The sequence below is a fragment of the Mesorhizobium sp. M0088 genome, assembly GCF_040322895.1.
Lineage (GTDB): Bacteria > Pseudomonadota > Alphaproteobacteria > Rhizobiales > Rhizobiaceae > Mesorhizobium.
This window is the reverse complement of record NZ_JAMYUI010000006.1, coordinates 215409-230500: the sequence shown is the minus strand read 5'-3', so window position 1 is coordinate 230500 and position 15092 is coordinate 215409. Positions and strand designations below refer to the sequence as shown.

The following is a 15092-nucleotide window of genomic DNA, read 5'->3' as shown; positions in this document are numbered from 1 at the left end:
CCTAATTCTCTACTCGCTATTCGGTATTCGCTACTCGCCCTTCCTGCACTCTGGGGATTGCACCCAACGATGCTCGAAAATTTCAGTTTCCGCACCATTGTCGAATATCTGCCGCTGTTCGGGCAGGGCCTGATCACGACCGTCTGGCTGTCGGCGCTGTCCTTTGTCGGCGCACTGATCGTCGGCATCGTGCTGTGCGCCATGAACCTGCAGCGCGGCTGGCTGTTTCGCGTGCCGGCCAAGGCCTATATCGACGCCGTACGCGCCACACCCTTGCTGGCGCAGCTCTATTTCCTCTATTTCGGCCTGCCCCGGCTCGGCTTCGTCCTGCCTGAGCTGGTCGTCGGCATTCTCGCGCTGTCGCTCAACAGCGGCGCCTATATCGCTGAAATCATTCGCGCCGGCATCCTGTCGATCCCACGTGGCCAGGTCGAGGCCAGCGTCGCTTCGGGCATGACCTATGTCCAGCGCATGCGTCTGGTCGTCCTGCCGCAGGCCTTCAAGGTGACGATCCCGCCGCTGCTTGGCCAGGCGATCGTGCTGGTCAAGGATTCCGCCCTTCTGTCGCTGATCTCGGTTTCCGAACTGACGCGCGCCGGCCAATTGCTCGCTTCCGACCGCTTCATGCCGGCCGAAGGTTTCCTCACCATCGCCGCCTTCTACCTGCTGCTGTATTACGGACTGAAAGGACTGGCTGGCGTCTCCAGCCGCTGGCTCGGCACGGCGGGGGCGCGGACATGATCTGGCAACAACTGCAAAGCCTCGCCGGCTCTTATCCGCTGGCCCTGCGCGGCCTCGGCATGACCGTGATGCTGTCACTGATCAGCCTGGTGCTCGGCACCCTGCTTGGCTTCGGCCTCGGCATCCTGCGGACCGGCGGCAACCGGCTGATCTCGGGCTTGATCGGGGCCTGGGTCGACCTGATCCGCGGCACGCCGTTCCTGGTGCAGATCTTCCTGATCTTCTTCATCCTGCCTGAGTTCGGCATCGAACTCGATGCCTTCACCGCCGGCATCATCGCGCTGACCAACCTCGCCGCCTGCTTCATCTGCGAGATCGTCGTTGCCGGCATCCGCTCGGTGCCGACAGGTCAGGTCGAGGCGGCGCTGGCGTCCGGCCTGTCGCGGTTGCAGCGCATGCGCCAGGTGGTCCTCCCACAGGCGATGCGCATCGTGCTGCCGCCGCTGGTCGGGCAGTATGTGCTGCTGATCAAGGATTCTTCTGTCGTCTCGGCGATCGGGCTCACCGACCTCACCCGGGTTGGCTGGCTGGTGGTGCAGCGTGTGCCCAACGGCCTGCTGGTCTTCTTCCTCGTCGGCGTCGGCTATTTCATCGTCTGCTATCCGCTGATCATGCTGGCCCGCCGGCTGGAGCAGCGCATGGGCGCGGCGCATGGCGAGGTGCAGTTGTGACTTCCAACCCCAAAGGTCCAGAAAACATGACCAAAACGGGCCTTGCCAAAACCGGCATGATCGACTTTCGCGGCGTCAACAAATGGTTCGGCACGCTCAATGTGCTCAAGGATATCACGCTCAGCGTCGAGCCGCGCGAAGTGGTCGTCGTCTGCGGCCCGAGCGGCTCGGGCAAGAGCACGCTGATCCGCTGCGTTAACGGCCTGGAGGCGATCAAGGACGGCGACCTCGTCGTCGACGGCCAACGCCTGGGCGACCCCGCCACCAACATGACGCAGCTGCGCACCGAGATCGGCTTCGTCTTCCAGTCGTTCAACCTCTACCCGCATAAGACGGCACTCGAAAACGTCACGCTCGCCCCCATCCATGTCCGCAAGATCCCGCGCGCCGAGGCTGAAAAAGCAGGCCGCGAATTGCTGGCCAAGGTTGGCCTCGCCGACAAGGTCAATGCCTATCCCGCACAGCTCTCCGGCGGCCAGCAGCAGCGCGTGGCGATCGCGCGTTGCCTCGGCATGCGGCCCAAGATCATGCTGTTCGACGAGCCGACCTCGGCACTCGACCCGGAGATGATTTCCGAAGTGCTCGACGTGATGGTGGCGGTCGCCGAGGAAGGCATGACCATGATGGTGGTGACGCACGAGATGGGCTTTGCCCGCAAGGTAGCCCAGCGCGTGGTGTTCATGGACGCCGGCGCCATCGTCGAAAGCGGCACGCCGGACGAGTTCTTCTCACACCCCAAGACCGACCGCAGCCGCGCTTTTCTGAGCAAGATTCTCAGACATTGAGGCGCGGTCAGGCCGCCTCTTCCGGATTGCCGCCAATGGCGAACGCAACCCGGCCGCGGCGCCTCAGCAGCACGATGGCGAGGAAGGCGATGACGCCGCTCGCGGCGACGACCACCAGCACCCACAGGGAATTGGCGACGGACGCCCGCGCCGTCATGAAGGCGAGCGCGAACGGCGCGAAGGCAGAGGTGAACTGACGGGCAGCACTTGCCCATCCGAGCCGCGCACCATAGCCCTCGCGGCCGAAGAGTTCGAGCGGCAAGGTGCCGCCGACGATGCTGGTGAGGCCGGAACCGAGGCCGAACAGCAACACGAACACGAAGGCGCCGGGCAGCCATGGCGTGGTCAGCAGCAGTGCGCACAGCCCGGCTGTGATCAGCGATGCGGCGATGACGGCGAGGTGCGTCTGCTGCAGGCGGCCGCCAAACAGCATGTTGATCAGCCGGCTGGCGACCTGCGCCGGTCCGAACAGGGTCGAGACGAAGAGGCCTGCGGTTCCGAGCCCCAGCGCCGCCGTCAGCGGCACCATGTGGATGAGGATCGCCGACAGCACGAAGCCCTCGGTGGCGAACCCCGCCAGCATGAGCAGGAACACGGCCCGGCCACGCCACGGATCGAGCGGCGCGCCCGCTTCAGGGATCGGCTCGCGTTCTTGGCTTCTGGCCGTTGCATGGCGGCGCGACAGGCGCATCAGCCAGGCGTGGATCGGCAGGCAGAGGCCGAGATTGAGAGCGGCGAACAAGAGATAGACCTCACGCCATGTCAGATGCGCATGCAGCGCCGAAGTCAGCGGCCAGAACAGGGTCGAGGCAAACCCGGCAATGAGCGTCAGATGGGTGATGCTGCGTTGCGGCCGGGGGGCCCCGATCTGCACGATCGCCACGAAGGCGGCGCTGTAGAGGACGAAGCTGGAGGCCAGCTCCATTGCCAGCAATGCCAGGACGAAGGTCACGCGGCCGGGCGCGACGGCGCACAGCGCCAGCGCCAGCGCTGCCGCGACCGAGCCGACGGTCATGATGCGCCCGGCGCCGAAGCGGTCGGCCCACCGCCCGGCCGTCGGCGCGAACAAGCTGCCGGCAAACAGCGAGGTCGACAGCGCGCCGAACACCCAGCCTTCCGTCAGGCCGAACTCCCTGGCCATTGCCGGCGCCAGGATCGAGAAGCTGTAGAAGAGCGTGCCGTAGCCGACGATCTGGGTCAGCCCGAGCGCCCAGATCGCCTTGCGCAGGACAGACCCGTCAGGCATCGACGCCGGCCGCCATCGTCTCTCGCGCCTCGGCGCTGGCCGGCGCGGTTCCGCAGCCGCAGCCCGATGCGCCCTTTGCCTTGGCATGCGCATCCTCGACACAGCAGGCATCGACATTGGCGGGCGCAGGCCCGCCGCAGCAGCCGGCGCTTTCCGATGCCGTCACGACCCCGACGGCGCTGCACACGCCGGTCTCCGGCAGCACCAGCCGCACCTCGCGGGCCGCGACATGGTCTCCGGCAATGTCGGCGACCACCGAGCGGACCTGCTCGTAGCCGGTCGCCATCAGGAAGGTCGGGGCGCGGCCGTAGGATTTCGAGCCAACGATGGTGAAGCCGGGTTCTGGGTGGGCGAGTTCCCGTATGCCATGCGCGGGAACCGTACCGCAGGAGTGGAAATTCGGATCGATCAACGGCGCCAGCGCCGGCGGCGCTTCGACGGCGGGATCGAGCGCGATGCGGATTTCGCTCAGGAACGACAAATCAGGCCGGAAGCCCGTGGTGACGACGATGCGGTCGACGGCCAGGCTGAACGGCTTGCCGGCCAGGCTGGCATCGATGACGAGCCCTTCGCCTTGCGTCTCGATGCGGTTGACGGCGAAAGGCGCCAGCATGTTCAGCCTGCCATCCGTCATCGCCTGCCTGGCGGCCAGCCCAAGCGCGCCGCGTTCAGGCAACTGGTCGTTCAGCCCGCCGCCGAGCAGCCTGTCGACGCTGGCGTGGCGCAGCGCCCAGAAGATCTCGGTGCCTGGTGCCGCGTCCTGCAGCTCCATCAGCGCCAGGGCGACGTTGATGGCCGAGTGCCCGCCGCCGATGACCAGGACGCGCTTGCCCGCATAGTCTTCTCTCGCCTTGCCGACCACGTCGGGAATGCCATAGGCGATGCGCGCCGACGCCGCGCCTTCGCCGGGAACCGGCAGCCCGTCGACGCCGATCGGGTTTGGCCGCCACCATGTTCCGGACGCGTCGATGACGGCGCGCGCGAGAACGCGGTGCTCGCCGCCGCCATCGCGATAGCGAATGACGAAAGGCGCGTCGTTGCGGCCCTCATTGGCGACCTTGTCATGTCCCTGACGGGTGATCGCGGTGACCTCGGCGCCAAGCTTCAAATTGGTGGCGATCACGGGAAGTCGGCCAAGCGGCGCCAGATAATCGCGCACGATCTCGCCGCCCGTCGGCAGGCCTCGCATATCAGGCGCCGTCCAGCCGGAGCGGTCGAGCAGCGCCCGCGCCGCCGCATCGATGTTGTATTCCCACGGCGAAAACACCCGCACATGGCCCCATTCGAGCAGTGCCGCACCCACGCTTTCGCCGCGCTCCAGGATCAGCGGGCGGACACCGCGCTCGACCAGATGCGCCGCGGCGGCGAGGCCAACCGGGCCGGCGCCGACCACCGCCACGGGAAGATTTGCCATCATGTCCATAGGTTCGATCCTTCCGGTATCTTCGAATTATAAGCGCAAAAAAATCAGGCCAGTGCTTTGCCGGCGGCGGGTGCACAAGCGGCGTCGGCGCAGCACTCGTCGGCGAGGTAGCCGATCAGCGCATTCATGCCGGGATAGTTGGCGCGGCAGATCAGCGTCGTCGCTTGCCGCTCCTGCGTCACCAGGCCGGTGTCGACCAGCCGCTTGAGGTGATGCGACAGCGTCGAGGACGGAATGTCGAGCTTGCCCTGGACATTGCCGACGGCAAGCCCGTCATCGCCGGCGCGCACCAGGATACGATAGAGCTGAAGCCGCGTCGGATTGCCGAGCGCTTCGAGCTGGGAGGCTGCTTTTTCGAGTTTCATGGAAATAAGCTATACGGCACTTTTCGCATCGTCAATCCCAATTTCGAAAAATATGGAAATACGAAATCCAGGCACGCCAAGGCATATACTCCACATAAAATGCCTCGATAAGCATATTTCCCGTCAGGCAAGGTGCCTCAGATCGACCGCTGGTTGACCCGCTTGGCGACCTCTTCCGCACTCTCGACCCGCTCGGAATAGCGGTCCGTCAGGTAGTTGGAGCGGTCGCGCAGGAGCAGGGTGAACTTCATCAGCTCCTCCATCACGTCGACGATCCGGTTGTAATACGATGACGGCTTCATGCGGCCGGCTTCGTCGAACTCGGCGAAAGCCTTGGCGACCGACGATTGGTTGGGGATGGTGACCATTCGCATCCACCGGCCAAGGATGCGGAGTTGGTTGACGGCGTTGAAACTCTGGGAGCCGCCGGAGACCTGCATGACGGCGAGCGTCCTGCCCTGCGTCGGTCGTACTCCGCCCATCGACAGCGGCAGCCAGTCAATCTGCGCCTTCATCACCCCCGTCATGGAACCGTGCCGTTCCGGAGAGCACCAGACCTGGGCCTCCGACCAGATGGACAGGTCCCGCAATTCCCTGACCTTGGGATGGTCGGCGGACGTCGAATCCGGCAGCGGCAGGCCCGAAGGATTGAAGATGCGAACCTCGGCGCCGAGGCGGCGAAGGATCCGCGCGGCCTCCTCAGTGACGAGGCGGGAATAGGAGCGTTCCCGCAGCGATCCGTAGAGCATCAGCACGCGGGGCTTGTGAATGGACCTGGGCGTGTCCAGCAGAACCTGCATATCGATCGGTCGAAACTGCTCTTCATCGACGTTCGGCAGCGCGTTGTCGGCGACGTGGTTCTGCTCAGGCAATGCGCTTGCCCTTGGTGTCGACGACGACTTCGCCATCCTCTTTAACGAACGGCCCGATATTGGGGTTGGGCAGGATGTCGAGAACCGCTTCCGAAGGCCGGGCGAGAACGACGCCGAGACGCGTGACCACGATCGGCCGATTGATCAGGATCGGATGCGCCATCATGAAATCCAGAATTTCATCGTCGGTCCATTTGGGATTGCCGAGATCGAGTTCGGCGTAAGGCGTGCCCTTCTCGCGCAGCAGATCGCGCGGTTTCTTTCCCATCGCGGCAATCAGTTCGATGAGCTTTTCGCGTGATGGCGGGTTCTTCAGATACTCGATCACCTCCGGCTCTTCGCCGGACTGGCGGATCATGGCCAGCGTGTTGCGCGAGGTGCCGCAATCGGGGTTGTGGTAGATGGTGACGGTCATTCGGCAACCTTCATCTGTCTGATTGGTTTCGCTTCGGCAAGCAGCCAGCCCGCCAGGGCCATGGCCAGCAGGGCCCCCAGTAATTCGGCGGCAATGAAGCCCGGCAGGTCGACCGGGCGGATGCCAGAAAACGTATCGGAAAAGGCGCGGGCGATCGCGACAGCCGGGTTGGCGAAGGAGGTCGAGGCGGTGAACCAGTAGGCGGCAGTGATATAAAGCCCGACGAGCCACGGGATGGCGTCGGAGCGGAAGCGCAGGCCTGCCAGGATGGTGAACACAAGGCCGAAGGCGGCGACTGCCTCCGCGAGCCATTGCCCGGTTCCGGTCCGCACCGTCGCTGAGGCCTGCAGGATCGGCAGTTCGAACATGGCGTGGGCCAGAAACGTCCCGGCGATGCCGCCCGCGACCTGGGCGACGACATAGGCGAGCGCCGCGTTCGCCTCGATCTCGCGGCGGAGCGCGAATACCAGCGTGACGACGGGATTAAAGTGCGCCCCCGAGATCGGTCCCAGTATCGTGATCAGCACGACGAGGATCGCCCCGGTCGGCAGCGTGTTGCCGAGCAGTGAAACGGCGACGTCGTGTGTCAGCCGGGCGGCCATGATGCCGGAGCCGACCACGGTCGCGACCAGCAGCGCGGTTCCCAAGGCTTCCGCTACGATGCGGCGTGGCAGGTCGTTCGCCACGAGCTTCAGCCGGCCTTCGGCAGGTTGCGGCCGATTTCATCCAGCCGTTTCTGCAGCGCAAGCTTGTCGACCATGCTCATCGGCAGGCTGATGAAGATCGAAATCCGGTTGTTGAGCATCCGATAGGCTTCGGCAAAGGCCAGATGTTTTTCGGCATCGGTGCCCTCCGCGTCAGCCGGATCAGGCACGCCCCAATGTGCGGTCATCGGCTGCCCGGGCCAGACGGGGCACGATTCATTGGCAGCATTGTCGCAGACCGTGAAAACGAAATTCATCTCCGGCGCACCGGGAACCGCGAATTCTTCCCAGTCCTTCGAACGGGCAAAGGACGTGTCGTAATTGAGGTTCTTCAGAAGCTGGAGCGTGTAGGGATGCACCGCCCCTTTGGGATGCGATCCGGCCGAATAGGCCTTGAACTTGCCGGCGCCAATACGATTGAGAATCGCCTCTGCGATGATCGACCTCGCCGAATTGCCGGTGCAGAGGAAAAGAACGTTGTACGGTTCGCTCATGGTGCATGCCTCCCTTCTAGCATTTGCAGGTTACCGCCTGGATCACGGGCTGGCAGAGCTCCGGCGCGCCATTGCAGCAATCTTCCATCAGATAGGCCAGCAGGTCGCGAAAGCCGGTCATGTCGGCGACGTAGCGCACGGTCCGGCCGTCGCGTTCGGGGCGGATCAGCCCGGCATGGGCGAGCACCTTCAGATGCGCCGACATGGTGTTCTGGACCGTGTCCAGCCTCGTCGCGATCTCGCCCGCCGGAATGCCTTCCGGTCCGGCGCGCACGAGCAGCCGGAAAACATCCAGCCGCGTCTCCTGGCCAAGGGCCGCCAGCGCGTTCAAACTATCTGTCTTATCCATATATCCAAATCCTTGGATTTATGGATATCGGTTTCCCCGCGATCTGTAAAGCGTGTCCGCTCGCCATCAGGTGACGGCCAGCACCTTTCCCGTATCGTGCTGACGCACGAAATCGACGCTGGCGCCATCCCAGTGGTAGCTGTAGTGGCGGCCCTGGACGGGAATGGTGATCGCGTCGGGCCAGAAGATGCCGATGCAGCCGCCGCCCGGCATGCGCACGCTGTTCCACACCAGCCCGTCGCTGCCTTCGGCCCGCAACGCCCGCCCTTCCGCCTGCGAGGCGGTGTAGTCGTCCGGGTCGAGCACGCCGGGCACGGCGTTCACGTCATCGAGGTCGCGGTCGACGCTGCCGATCAGCACGCGGAAATCCGCCGTCCAGCCCGGCCCCTCGTTGGTGGCGCGCATGAATTTCTGATGATGGTGGATGGTCTCGGCCAGCGCCACCTCCTCGCTGTCGCCGGCATAGTAGATCCCGTAGCTGCCATCCGAGAAGCGGCCTGGCCTGAGCGTCGAGCAATGCACGAAGGGCGCCATCACGAAGCTGGCGCCGGGACCCGAGACCCGCCTTGCGGCCGACACCTTGCCGAGGTCGCCGATCTCGAACCTTATGCGCGGGTTCGTCTTCGCCTCGACGGCGGCCAGCGCCTCCCAGTCGCGCGGGTCGGCAATGTCCTCGAAGAGGTCGATGGGCGGATGGATGGAGCGGATGATACGGAAGGTCTGGTGCCAGTCGACGCGGCGACGGACCGCAAGCCCACTCACCATGCACCACGCTCCGCATCAAGCCATTCGCGCATCGCCGAGAGATCGGAGATTTCGCCGCGCAGCATCAGGTCGAGGGCCGACTGGCCGCCAAAGGTGGCATTGGGCTTGCGGATCCAGGCGTAGCCGCGTGCCGGCTCCGTGAACAGATAGCGCAGGCCCTTATGGATGCCCATCAGGTGCGCCATGCGGGTGCGCAGGTCGCGGTCGATCCTGCCGATGCCGCCTTCCTTCCAACGTGCCCAGGTCCGCGCCGATATGCCGCCGAGCAGGATACAGGCCTCGACGTCGCTAAGATTCCAGGCCTTGAACAGGTTGACCGTGGTGCGCGCCAGCGCGCCCGCTTCTTCATCCGAGATAGCGGCTCCGAACGTGGCCGGCGTGGTGACTATGGATTGAAGCTGCATTTTGTTGCCTCGCTATTGGCAGATATATAGCATGCATTTGCCAATTGGCAAGGAGATCAGCAAGGCAGGGCCAATCGCTTTCAGGCCAATGACGGCTTCCGTCTTGTGAAGGCCACCAATCGCCAAAGTCGGCGCCGCCCCTCATCCGCCTGCCGGCACCTTCTCCCCGTATAGTGACAGGGAGAAGGGAGCTGGCCGCATCGCTGGCGCCTATTCTGCAACATTGGAGATTGGCGAAACCGTCCATGACGGCGTCTTTCTCCCCGTCACTATACGGGGAGAAATGCCCGGCAGGGCAATGAGAGGCGGCGCTGACCTCGGCGATACCGGACGGACAGCGCGCCACATATCGTGGCGCGCCCTGACCAATTTTACTCCGCCGCCTCATACCCCGCGATGCCCTTGATCTCCAAAAAATCCTCGAGCCCGTATTCGGCATATTCGCGGCCATTGCCCGACTGCTTGTAGCCGCCGAACGGCAGGCCGGCGTCCCACTGGGGATAATTGATGTAGACATTGCCGGTGCGCATGCGCGCCGCCACTTCGCGCGCCTTGTTCATGTCCTTGGCCTGGATGTAGGAGGCGAGGCCATAGACGGTGTCGTTGGCGGTCTCGACCACCTCGTCGACGCTGTCGTAGGGCATGATCGCCAGCACCGGCCCAAAGATCTCCTCGCGCGCGATGCGCATGTCGTGGGTGACATCGGCGAACACCGTCGGCCTGACGTAATAGCCGCGGTTGAGTTCGGCCGGACGGCCGGGGCCGCCGGCGACCAGAGTCGCACCTTCATCGATGCCGGCCTGGATCAGGTCCTGGATCTTGTCGAACTGGATCTGGCTGACGACCGGGCCAAGCTTGGTGCCGGCGGCGTCGGCGGGGCCGACGGTGAACTTTTCCGCAGCCGCTTTGGCATAGCCGGCTGCCTCGTCATGGCGGTCGCGCGGCACGAACATGCGCGTCGGCGCGTTGCAGGACTGGCCGCTGTTGCTGAAGCAGCCGGCGACGCCCTTGCTGACGGCGCTTGCGAGGTCGACATCCCCGAACAGGATGTTGGCCGACTTGCCGCCAAGCTCCTGATGCACGCGCTTGACCGTGTCGGCGGCGGCCTTGGCCACCAGGATGCCGGCGCGGGTCGAGCCGGTGAACGACATCATGTCGATGTCGGGATGACTGGACAGCGCCTGGCCGACGCCCGGTCCGTCGCCATTGACGAGGTTGAAGACGCCCTTCGGCACGCCGGCCTCGTCGAGGATTTCGGCGAAGATGATGGCGTCGAGCGGCGCGATCTCGGAGGGCTTCAGCACCATGGTGCAGCCGGCAGCAAGCGCCGGGCCGACCTTGCAGGTGATCTGGTTGAGCGGCCAGTTCCACGGCGTGATCAGCCCGACGACGCCGATCGGCTCCTTGACCACCAGATGGTTGCCCTTGACGTGGCGGAATTCGAAACTCTTCAGCACGTCGGCCATCTTCTGCAGATGCGCAAGACCGATGCCGACCTGGCTGTCCAACGCCATCTGGCGCGGCGCGCCCATCTCGCGTGACACAGCGACGGCAAGATCGCCACTGCGCTTCTTGTAGACCGCGATGATGCGGTTCAACAGGTTGAGCCGCTCGCCAACCTCGGTGAAACCAAAGCTGTCGAAGGCGTGCCTGGCGGCGGCGACCGCCTTGTCGACATCGGCCTTGGAGCCGAGCGAAATCTGCGCGAAGGCATCCTCATTCGAGGGATCGATGACGTCGAATGTGTTGGGCACAACAGGATCGACCCACGCGCCATCGATATAGAACTGCAGATTGTGTGACATGGTTTTCTCCTTGGCCGCATCGTCGCGCCGGGCCGTCATATCTGACTGGAGATAACGATGCACAAACGCCGCTGTCAAACGCAACCCCCGAAGTGGTTGAGCCAGTGCGGCAGTGATTGAGCCAGAGCGTTCGGGTCAGCAACCGGCTTGGTGAGGATGGACTACAGCAAGATATGCCCGGCCTCGACCAGAAATCGCCTCGCCGCAGCCTGATCCGTCGCTTTCACCAACAGATGGTCGCCATCGAAAGTGGACACCACGAAGATGCCCAGCCCGTTTTCCGACAACGGCCTGATGACCGACAGCACGATACCGGTTTCGTCGAAGGCAAACGGCCCCTGGAGCTTGAAGGCCACCCAGTCACCGTCCTGCCTGACACTATCCGGCACACGATCCTGCAGGCAAACGATCGAAAGCTCGTCGTCAGTCCTTGTGATGCTGACGAAGCCTGGCCCGTCCGCCCAACCGGGGATGGTCTCCCCCGCCGCCAGCCGGGCAACCGCGTGAAACCCTGGGAGTTGTTTGAGCCTGACGCAGATGGCCATTGTCGAACCCCTCCCTCAGATCGCCGGTGATCCCGCCAGCTTCTTGCTCATGTGGACCGTCATACCGTTCATGAAAGGCTCTTCCCTATCGATGACATAGCCATACCTTTTGTACAGCGACACATTCGCCTCGAAGGCGCCATTGGTCAGCAGGCGAAGCTCGAGGCGGCCCGCTTCGACCGCCTTGCGCTCGGCCAGTTCCAGCAACAGCCGGCCGATCCCCCTGCCCTGCGCATCCGGTGCCACACAGACATTCTCGATCCACAGGTGACCGTCAGCCAGCACGGTTTCGATCATCCCGACGATCCGATCATCCTCGACGGCGAGATCGAACGGATGCTCGGCAACGGCCTTGTCGTAGTCGGTGCGCATCGGCAGCGGCTCGCGGCCGATCACCGGCACCCATTTGACATAGGCGGCACGAACGATATCCCGGATCGCGGCGGCGTCAGCAGGCACGGCCGGCCGAAGCCGGATGGAAGAATTGTTGGTCATCAAAGTGCTCCAGACATGAAAAACCCCGCCGGCGGTGTCGCGGGCGGGGCTGGAAACGAACGAACCGGGTCTATCCTGCCGATCTTTGTCGTCGCGCAATCAGTCTGCCGCTCCGCATTGTGCAGGGGCGACGTCGCTTGGTGTTGGTGGGCGCGAGGAAGAACATGGCGCCAAGCTGGAACAGGAAGCGCGGCGCGTCAAGACACCTACAACGGCTTCAGTATTCCTGCGCCGTCGGTCTGAACAGGATTTCGTTGATGTCGACCTCCTCGGGCTGGCTCATGGCGAACACCACCGTCCTGGCGAAGGAATCGGCCGGAATGGCCACCCGGTCGTAGAGTGCGCGTACGCCCTCGGCGACATCGGCCTCGGTGACGCTGCCGGGCAGTTCGGTCGCCACGGCACCGGGCGAGATGATGGTGGTGCGGACGTTGTAGGGTTTCACTTCCTGGCGCAGACCTTCCGAGATGATGCGCACCGCGTGCTTGGTCGCGGCATAGACCGCTCCGCCCGGCCCGACCTTGTGGCCGGCGACCGACGACACGTTGATGATGTGGCCGCTTTTCTGCGTCTTCATGTGCGGCAGTGCCGCGGCAATGCCGTAGAGCACGCCCTTGATGTTGACGTCGATCATGCGGTCCCAGTCCTCGACCTTGCCGCGCTCCAGCGGGGAATGCGGCATCAGGCCGGCATTGTTGATCATGACGTCGACGCGGCCGTGCGTCTCGACCGCATGGTCGACCAGATGCCGGACCTGGCCGACATCGGTAACGTCGGTCTGAAGGATGGCGCCCTCGCCAAGTGAAAGCGCGCCGGCCAGCGCCTGCAACCGGTCAAGGCGGCGCGCCCCCAGGACCAGTTTCGCACCCTCCCTGGCCAGAAGCCGTGCGGCGGCTTCGCCCAGCCCGCTGCTGGCGCCAGTGATGACGACGACTTTGTCCCTGATGTTCTCGGCCATGATTCTTTTCCTTTTCTGATCTTTGGCTTCGCTGCCCCCGGCAGCCTGGGCGGTCGCGTTGGCGGCTCAGCCGGGCAATTCGACCCGACCGAGCCAGCCGGTGACCTCTTCAAGCGTCTGGCGTTCCTGGTCGCACTGCTTGGAAAAACCCTCGATGAGCCGAGCCCCTGGTGCATGATCTGCGAGGACTTTCAGGCTCTGCCCTGTTCCGTAGCCGCCATGGGTGATGAACGGCACCAAGGTCTTGCCGGACAGATCGTGTTTCGACAGGAAGGAGCGGATCACCGAAGGCGCGGTCATGCCCCAGATCGGAAATCCGAGGAACACCGTCTCGTAGGATTCGATATCAGGCACCGTGGCGGCCAGCGCCGGTTCGAAACCGGACTCCCGCTGCTGCTCCGCCACCGCAACCTGCTGCTTGTAGTCTTCCGGGTAGGGATCGACGGTCGCGATCTCGAAAATATCCGCTCGCAGAGTCCTGCTGATCTGGCGCGCGATGACCCGCGTGTTGCCGGTGCGGGTGTAGTAGGCCACCAGCACTTTGGCGCCGCCCGTTCGCCGCGCGCTCGACGCACTGGCGGGCCGGCTCGATCCGGGACTCAATCCGGCGCCCAGAGGCAGTGCAAGCATGGTCATCAGCGCACCTCGTCTTGAGACTGGTTGGCTCATCACGCTCTCCCAGGTGGCTAACGATCGATCCTTGCTTCCTGTTGCGGAGAATAGCGCGCTCCCTTCACCGCGATCGCCGAGACCGCATTCTCGATGTTGGCAAGATCGTCCGCCGTCAGCGCGATGGTGGCCGACGCGATGTTCTCTTCGAGGCGATTGAGCTTGGTGGTGCCGGGGATCGGAACGATCCAGGGCTTCTGCGCCAGCAGCCAGGCGAGAGCGACCTGTGCTGATGTCGCCTTCTTCTCGGCAGCGATCACGCCGATCGCGTCGACCAGCGCCTGGTTCGCCTTGCGGGCGTCTTCCGCAAAACGCGGCACGGTGTTGCGGAAGTCGCTGCTGTCGAACGTCGTGCTGGCATCGATGGCGCCGGTGAGGAACCCCTTGCCCAGCGGGCTGAAGGGCACGAAGCCGATCCCCAGTTCTTCAAGCACCGGCAGGATCGCCTCTTCCGGTTCACGCCACCAGAGCGAATATTCGCTCTGGACCGCGGCGACCGGCTGTACCGCATGCGCGCGCCGGATCGTGCGTACGCCCGCCTCGGAGAGACCGAAATGCTTCACCTTGCCTTGGCTGATCAAGTCCTTCACAGCGCCCGCCACCTCTCGATCGGCACGACCGGATCGACGCGGTGCTGGTATAGGAGGTCTATGTGGTCGGTCCTCAGCCGCCTGAGCGAGGCCTCGACGACGTCACGAATATGCTGCGGCCGGCTGTCCATGCCATCATGTCCGGCTGTCCCGGCGATGTCGATGCCGAATTTGGTGGCGATCACCACCTGGTCGCGGATCGGCTGCAGCGCCTCGCCGACGACCTCCTCGTTCGTGAACGGTCCATAGACCTCCGCGGTGTCGAAGAAGGTGATGCCACGGTCGAACGCCGCCCTGATCAGGTGGACTGCATCCGCCGTCTCCATCGGCTGCCCGTATGACTGGCTCATTCCCATGCAGCCGAGCCCGATGGCCGAAACGTCGAGACCGCTGTTTCCAAGTGTGCGCATCTGCATTGTCGTTATCCCTTCTTCTCGGCGTCGGCTTGTTCGAAGACCTTGCGGGCAATGCCGATCGCAGTGCTTGCAACGGGCCATCCGGCGTAGAAGGCGAGATGTGTAATGGTTTCGATGAGTTCGTCGCGGGTGACGCCATTGTCGAGCGCGCGCTTCATGTGAAAAGGCATTTCATTGATCCGGTAGCCCGAAATCAGGCTGGTAACGGTGACAAGGCTGCGGTCCCGCGGCGACAGGCCGGGGCGCTCCCAAACGTCGCCGAACAACACCTCGTCGGTGTATCTGCCAAGCGCGGGAGCGATATCGGAGAATGGGCTTTTCAGCCTTGGAACATCTGTCATGGTGGTCTCCTTCGAAGAGTTCGGGCGTTGAACTCGGCG

At 64.1% G+C, this 15092-nt stretch carries 19 protein-coding genes and 1 pseudogene; 3 read left to right on the top strand and 17 right to left on the bottom strand.

Going from position 1 to position 15092, the window contains the following annotated elements; all coding sequences use genetic code 11:
• The first annotated feature begins 69 nt into the window (after positions 1-69).
• From NKJ67_RS09870 to NKJ67_RS09860, 3 genes are read left to right on the top strand one after another with little or no spacing between them, the layout of a single operon-like run.
• Positions 70-741 (top strand): amino acid ABC transporter permease, encoded by a 672-nt coding sequence (locus NKJ67_RS09870; protein ID WP_127271796.1) that lies wholly within the window; start codon positions 70-72, stop codon positions 739-741.
• The gene (locus NKJ67_RS09865; protein WP_127272108.1) at positions 738-1412 is read left to right on the top strand and encodes an amino acid ABC transporter permease; all 675 of its coding nucleotides are present in this window, start codon (positions 738-740) and stop codon (positions 1410-1412) included. Before NKJ67_RS09870 ends, NKJ67_RS09865 begins: the two co-directional genes overlap by 4 nt.
• Before the next feature lie 26 nt (positions 1413-1438).
• The gene (locus NKJ67_RS09860; protein ID WP_084652555.1) at positions 1439-2197 is read left to right on the top strand and encodes an amino acid ABC transporter ATP-binding protein; all 759 of its coding nucleotides are present in this window, start codon (positions 1439-1441) and stop codon (positions 2195-2197) included.
• Between the two features lie 7 nt (positions 2198-2204).
• On the opposite strand, the gene arsK is transcribed toward NKJ67_RS09860, so the two are convergent.
• The 17 genes and pseudogenes from arsK to NKJ67_RS09775 all read right to left on the bottom strand — a co-directional run bounded on the left by arsK (position 2205) and on the right by NKJ67_RS09775 (position 15053).
• Entirely contained in the window at positions 2205-3443 is a 1239-nt protein-coding gene (gene arsK / locus NKJ67_RS09855; RefSeq protein WP_352581222.1) for an arsenite efflux MFS transporter ArsK, read from the bottom strand.
• Entirely contained in the window at positions 3436-4860 is a 1425-nt protein-coding gene (locus tag NKJ67_RS09850) for an NAD(P)-binding domain-containing protein (protein WP_502905192.1), read from the bottom strand. Before NKJ67_RS09850 ends, arsK begins: the two co-directional genes overlap by 8 nt.
• Positions 4861-4910: 50 nt before the next feature.
• Positions 4911-5231, bottom strand: coding sequence for an ArsR/SmtB family transcription factor (locus NKJ67_RS09845; protein WP_352581220.1), 321 nt, complete (start codon positions 5229-5231; stop codon positions 4911-4913).
• Positions 5232-5368: 137 nt separating this feature from the next.
• A complete protein-coding gene (gene arsH / locus NKJ67_RS09840) occupies positions 5369-6103 on the bottom strand; it encodes an arsenical resistance protein ArsH (RefSeq protein ID WP_352581219.1) in 735 nt (244 codons plus the stop codon).
• Positions 6096-6518, bottom strand: coding sequence for an arsenate reductase (glutaredoxin) (gene arsC, locus NKJ67_RS09835; RefSeq protein WP_352581218.1), 423 nt, complete (start codon positions 6516-6518; stop codon positions 6096-6098). The genes arsH and arsC overlap by 8 nt, the downstream gene beginning before the upstream one ends.
• Positions 6515-7204, bottom strand: coding sequence for an aquaporin (locus NKJ67_RS09830; RefSeq protein ID WP_352581217.1), 690 nt, complete (start codon positions 7202-7204; stop codon positions 6515-6517). The genes arsC and NKJ67_RS09830 overlap by 4 nt, the downstream gene beginning before the upstream one ends.
• 5 nt (positions 7205-7209) lie before the next feature.
• Entirely contained in the window at positions 7210-7716 is a 507-nt protein-coding gene (locus tag NKJ67_RS09825; protein ID WP_127270862.1) for an arsenate reductase ArsC, read from the bottom strand.
• Between the two features lie 16 nt (positions 7717-7732).
• Positions 7733-8065 (bottom strand): ArsR/SmtB family transcription factor, encoded by a 333-nt coding sequence (locus NKJ67_RS09820; protein WP_352581216.1) that lies wholly within the window; start codon positions 8063-8065, stop codon positions 7733-7735.
• A gap of 66 nt (positions 8066-8131) precedes the next feature.
• A complete protein-coding gene (locus NKJ67_RS09815) occupies positions 8132-8830 on the bottom strand; it encodes an RES family NAD+ phosphorylase (RefSeq protein ID WP_352581215.1) in 699 nt (232 codons plus the stop codon).
• On the bottom strand, positions 8824-9234 hold the full coding sequence (locus NKJ67_RS09810) for an antitoxin Xre-like helix-turn-helix domain-containing protein (protein WP_352581214.1): 411 nt from the start codon (positions 9232-9234) through the stop codon (positions 8824-8826). Before NKJ67_RS09810 ends, NKJ67_RS09815 begins: the two co-directional genes overlap by 7 nt.
• A gap of 371 nt (positions 9235-9605) precedes the next feature.
• Positions 9606-11039 (bottom strand): aldehyde dehydrogenase family protein, encoded by a 1434-nt coding sequence (locus NKJ67_RS09805; protein WP_352581213.1) that lies wholly within the window; start codon positions 11037-11039, stop codon positions 9606-9608.
• A 161-nt stretch (positions 11040-11200) separates the two neighbouring features.
• Positions 11201-11584, bottom strand: coding sequence for an ACT domain-containing protein (locus tag NKJ67_RS09800; protein WP_127268885.1), 384 nt, complete (start codon positions 11582-11584; stop codon positions 11201-11203).
• A 15-nt stretch (positions 11585-11599) separates the two neighbouring features.
• A complete protein-coding gene (locus NKJ67_RS09795; RefSeq protein WP_127268887.1) occupies positions 11600-12079 on the bottom strand; it encodes a GNAT family N-acetyltransferase in 480 nt (159 codons plus the stop codon).
• Positions 12080-12296: 217 nt separating this feature from the next.
• A complete protein-coding gene (locus NKJ67_RS09790; RefSeq protein ID WP_352581212.1) occupies positions 12297-13037 on the bottom strand; it encodes an SDR family oxidoreductase in 741 nt (246 codons plus the stop codon).
• Between the two features lie 66 nt (positions 13038-13103).
• The gene (locus NKJ67_RS09785; RefSeq protein ID WP_352581211.1) at positions 13104-13706 is read right to left on the bottom strand and encodes a flavodoxin; all 603 of its coding nucleotides are present in this window, start codon (positions 13704-13706) and stop codon (positions 13104-13106) included.
• Positions 13707-13723: 17 nt separating this feature from the next.
• Positions 13724-14622, bottom strand: a pseudogene (locus NKJ67_RS09780) (aldo/keto reductase).
• A 95-nt stretch (positions 14623-14717) separates the two neighbouring features.
• A complete protein-coding gene (locus NKJ67_RS09775; protein ID WP_127294898.1) occupies positions 14718-15053 on the bottom strand; it encodes a carboxymuconolactone decarboxylase family protein in 336 nt (111 codons plus the stop codon).
• Between the last annotated feature and the right edge of the window lie 39 nt (positions 15054-15092).

Coding starts and splice junctions, on each gene's coding strand:
- NKJ67_RS09820 (WP_352581216.1), bottom strand. CDS start 8,065: ATGGATAAGACAGATAGTTTGAACGCGCTGGCGGCCCTTGGCCAGGAG.
- arsK (WP_352581222.1), bottom strand. CDS start 3,443: ATGCCTGACGGGTCTGTCCTGCGCAAGGCGATCTGGGCGCTCGGGCTG.
- arsC (WP_352581218.1), bottom strand. CDS start 6,518: ATGACCGTCACCATCTACCACAACCCCGATTGCGGCACCTCGCGCAAC.
- NKJ67_RS09790 (WP_352581212.1), bottom strand. CDS start 13,037: ATGGCCGAGAACATCAGGGACAAAGTCGTCGTCATCACTGGCGCCAGC.
- NKJ67_RS09850 (WP_502905192.1), bottom strand. CDS start 4,860: ATGATGGCAAATCTTCCCGTGGCGGTGGTCGGCGCCGGCCCGGTTGGC.
- NKJ67_RS09845 (WP_352581220.1), bottom strand. CDS start 5,231: ATGAAACTCGAAAAAGCAGCCTCCCAGCTCGAAGCGCTCGGCAATCCG.
- NKJ67_RS09785 (WP_352581211.1), bottom strand. CDS start 13,706: ATGAGCCAACCAGTCTCAAGACGAGGTGCGCTGATGACCATGCTTGCA.
- NKJ67_RS09860 (WP_084652555.1), top strand. CDS start 1,439: ATGACCAAAACGGGCCTTGCCAAAACCGGCATGATCGACTTTCGCGGC.
- NKJ67_RS09815 (WP_352581215.1), bottom strand. CDS start 8,830: ATGGTGAGTGGGCTTGCGGTCCGTCGCCGCGTCGACTGGCACCAGACC.
- NKJ67_RS09870 (WP_127271796.1), top strand. CDS start 70: ATGCTCGAAAATTTCAGTTTCCGCACCATTGTCGAATATCTGCCGCTG.
- NKJ67_RS09865 (WP_127272108.1), top strand. CDS start 738: ATGATCTGGCAACAACTGCAAAGCCTCGCCGGCTCTTATCCGCTGGCC.
- NKJ67_RS09810 (WP_352581214.1), bottom strand. CDS start 9,234: ATGCAGCTTCAATCCATAGTCACCACGCCGGCCACGTTCGGAGCCGCT.
- NKJ67_RS09775 (WP_127294898.1), bottom strand. CDS start 15,053: ATGACAGATGTTCCAAGGCTGAAAAGCCCATTCTCCGATATCGCTCCC.
- NKJ67_RS09795 (WP_127268887.1), bottom strand. CDS start 12,079: ATGACCAACAATTCTTCCATCCGGCTTCGGCCGGCCGTGCCTGCTGAC.
- NKJ67_RS09800 (WP_127268885.1), bottom strand. CDS start 11,584: ATGGCCATCTGCGTCAGGCTCAAACAACTCCCAGGGTTTCACGCGGTT.
- NKJ67_RS09825 (WP_127270862.1), bottom strand. CDS start 7,716: ATGAGCGAACCGTACAACGTTCTTTTCCTCTGCACCGGCAATTCGGCG.
- NKJ67_RS09805 (WP_352581213.1), bottom strand. CDS start 11,039: ATGTCACACAATCTGCAGTTCTATATCGATGGCGCGTGGGTCGATCCT.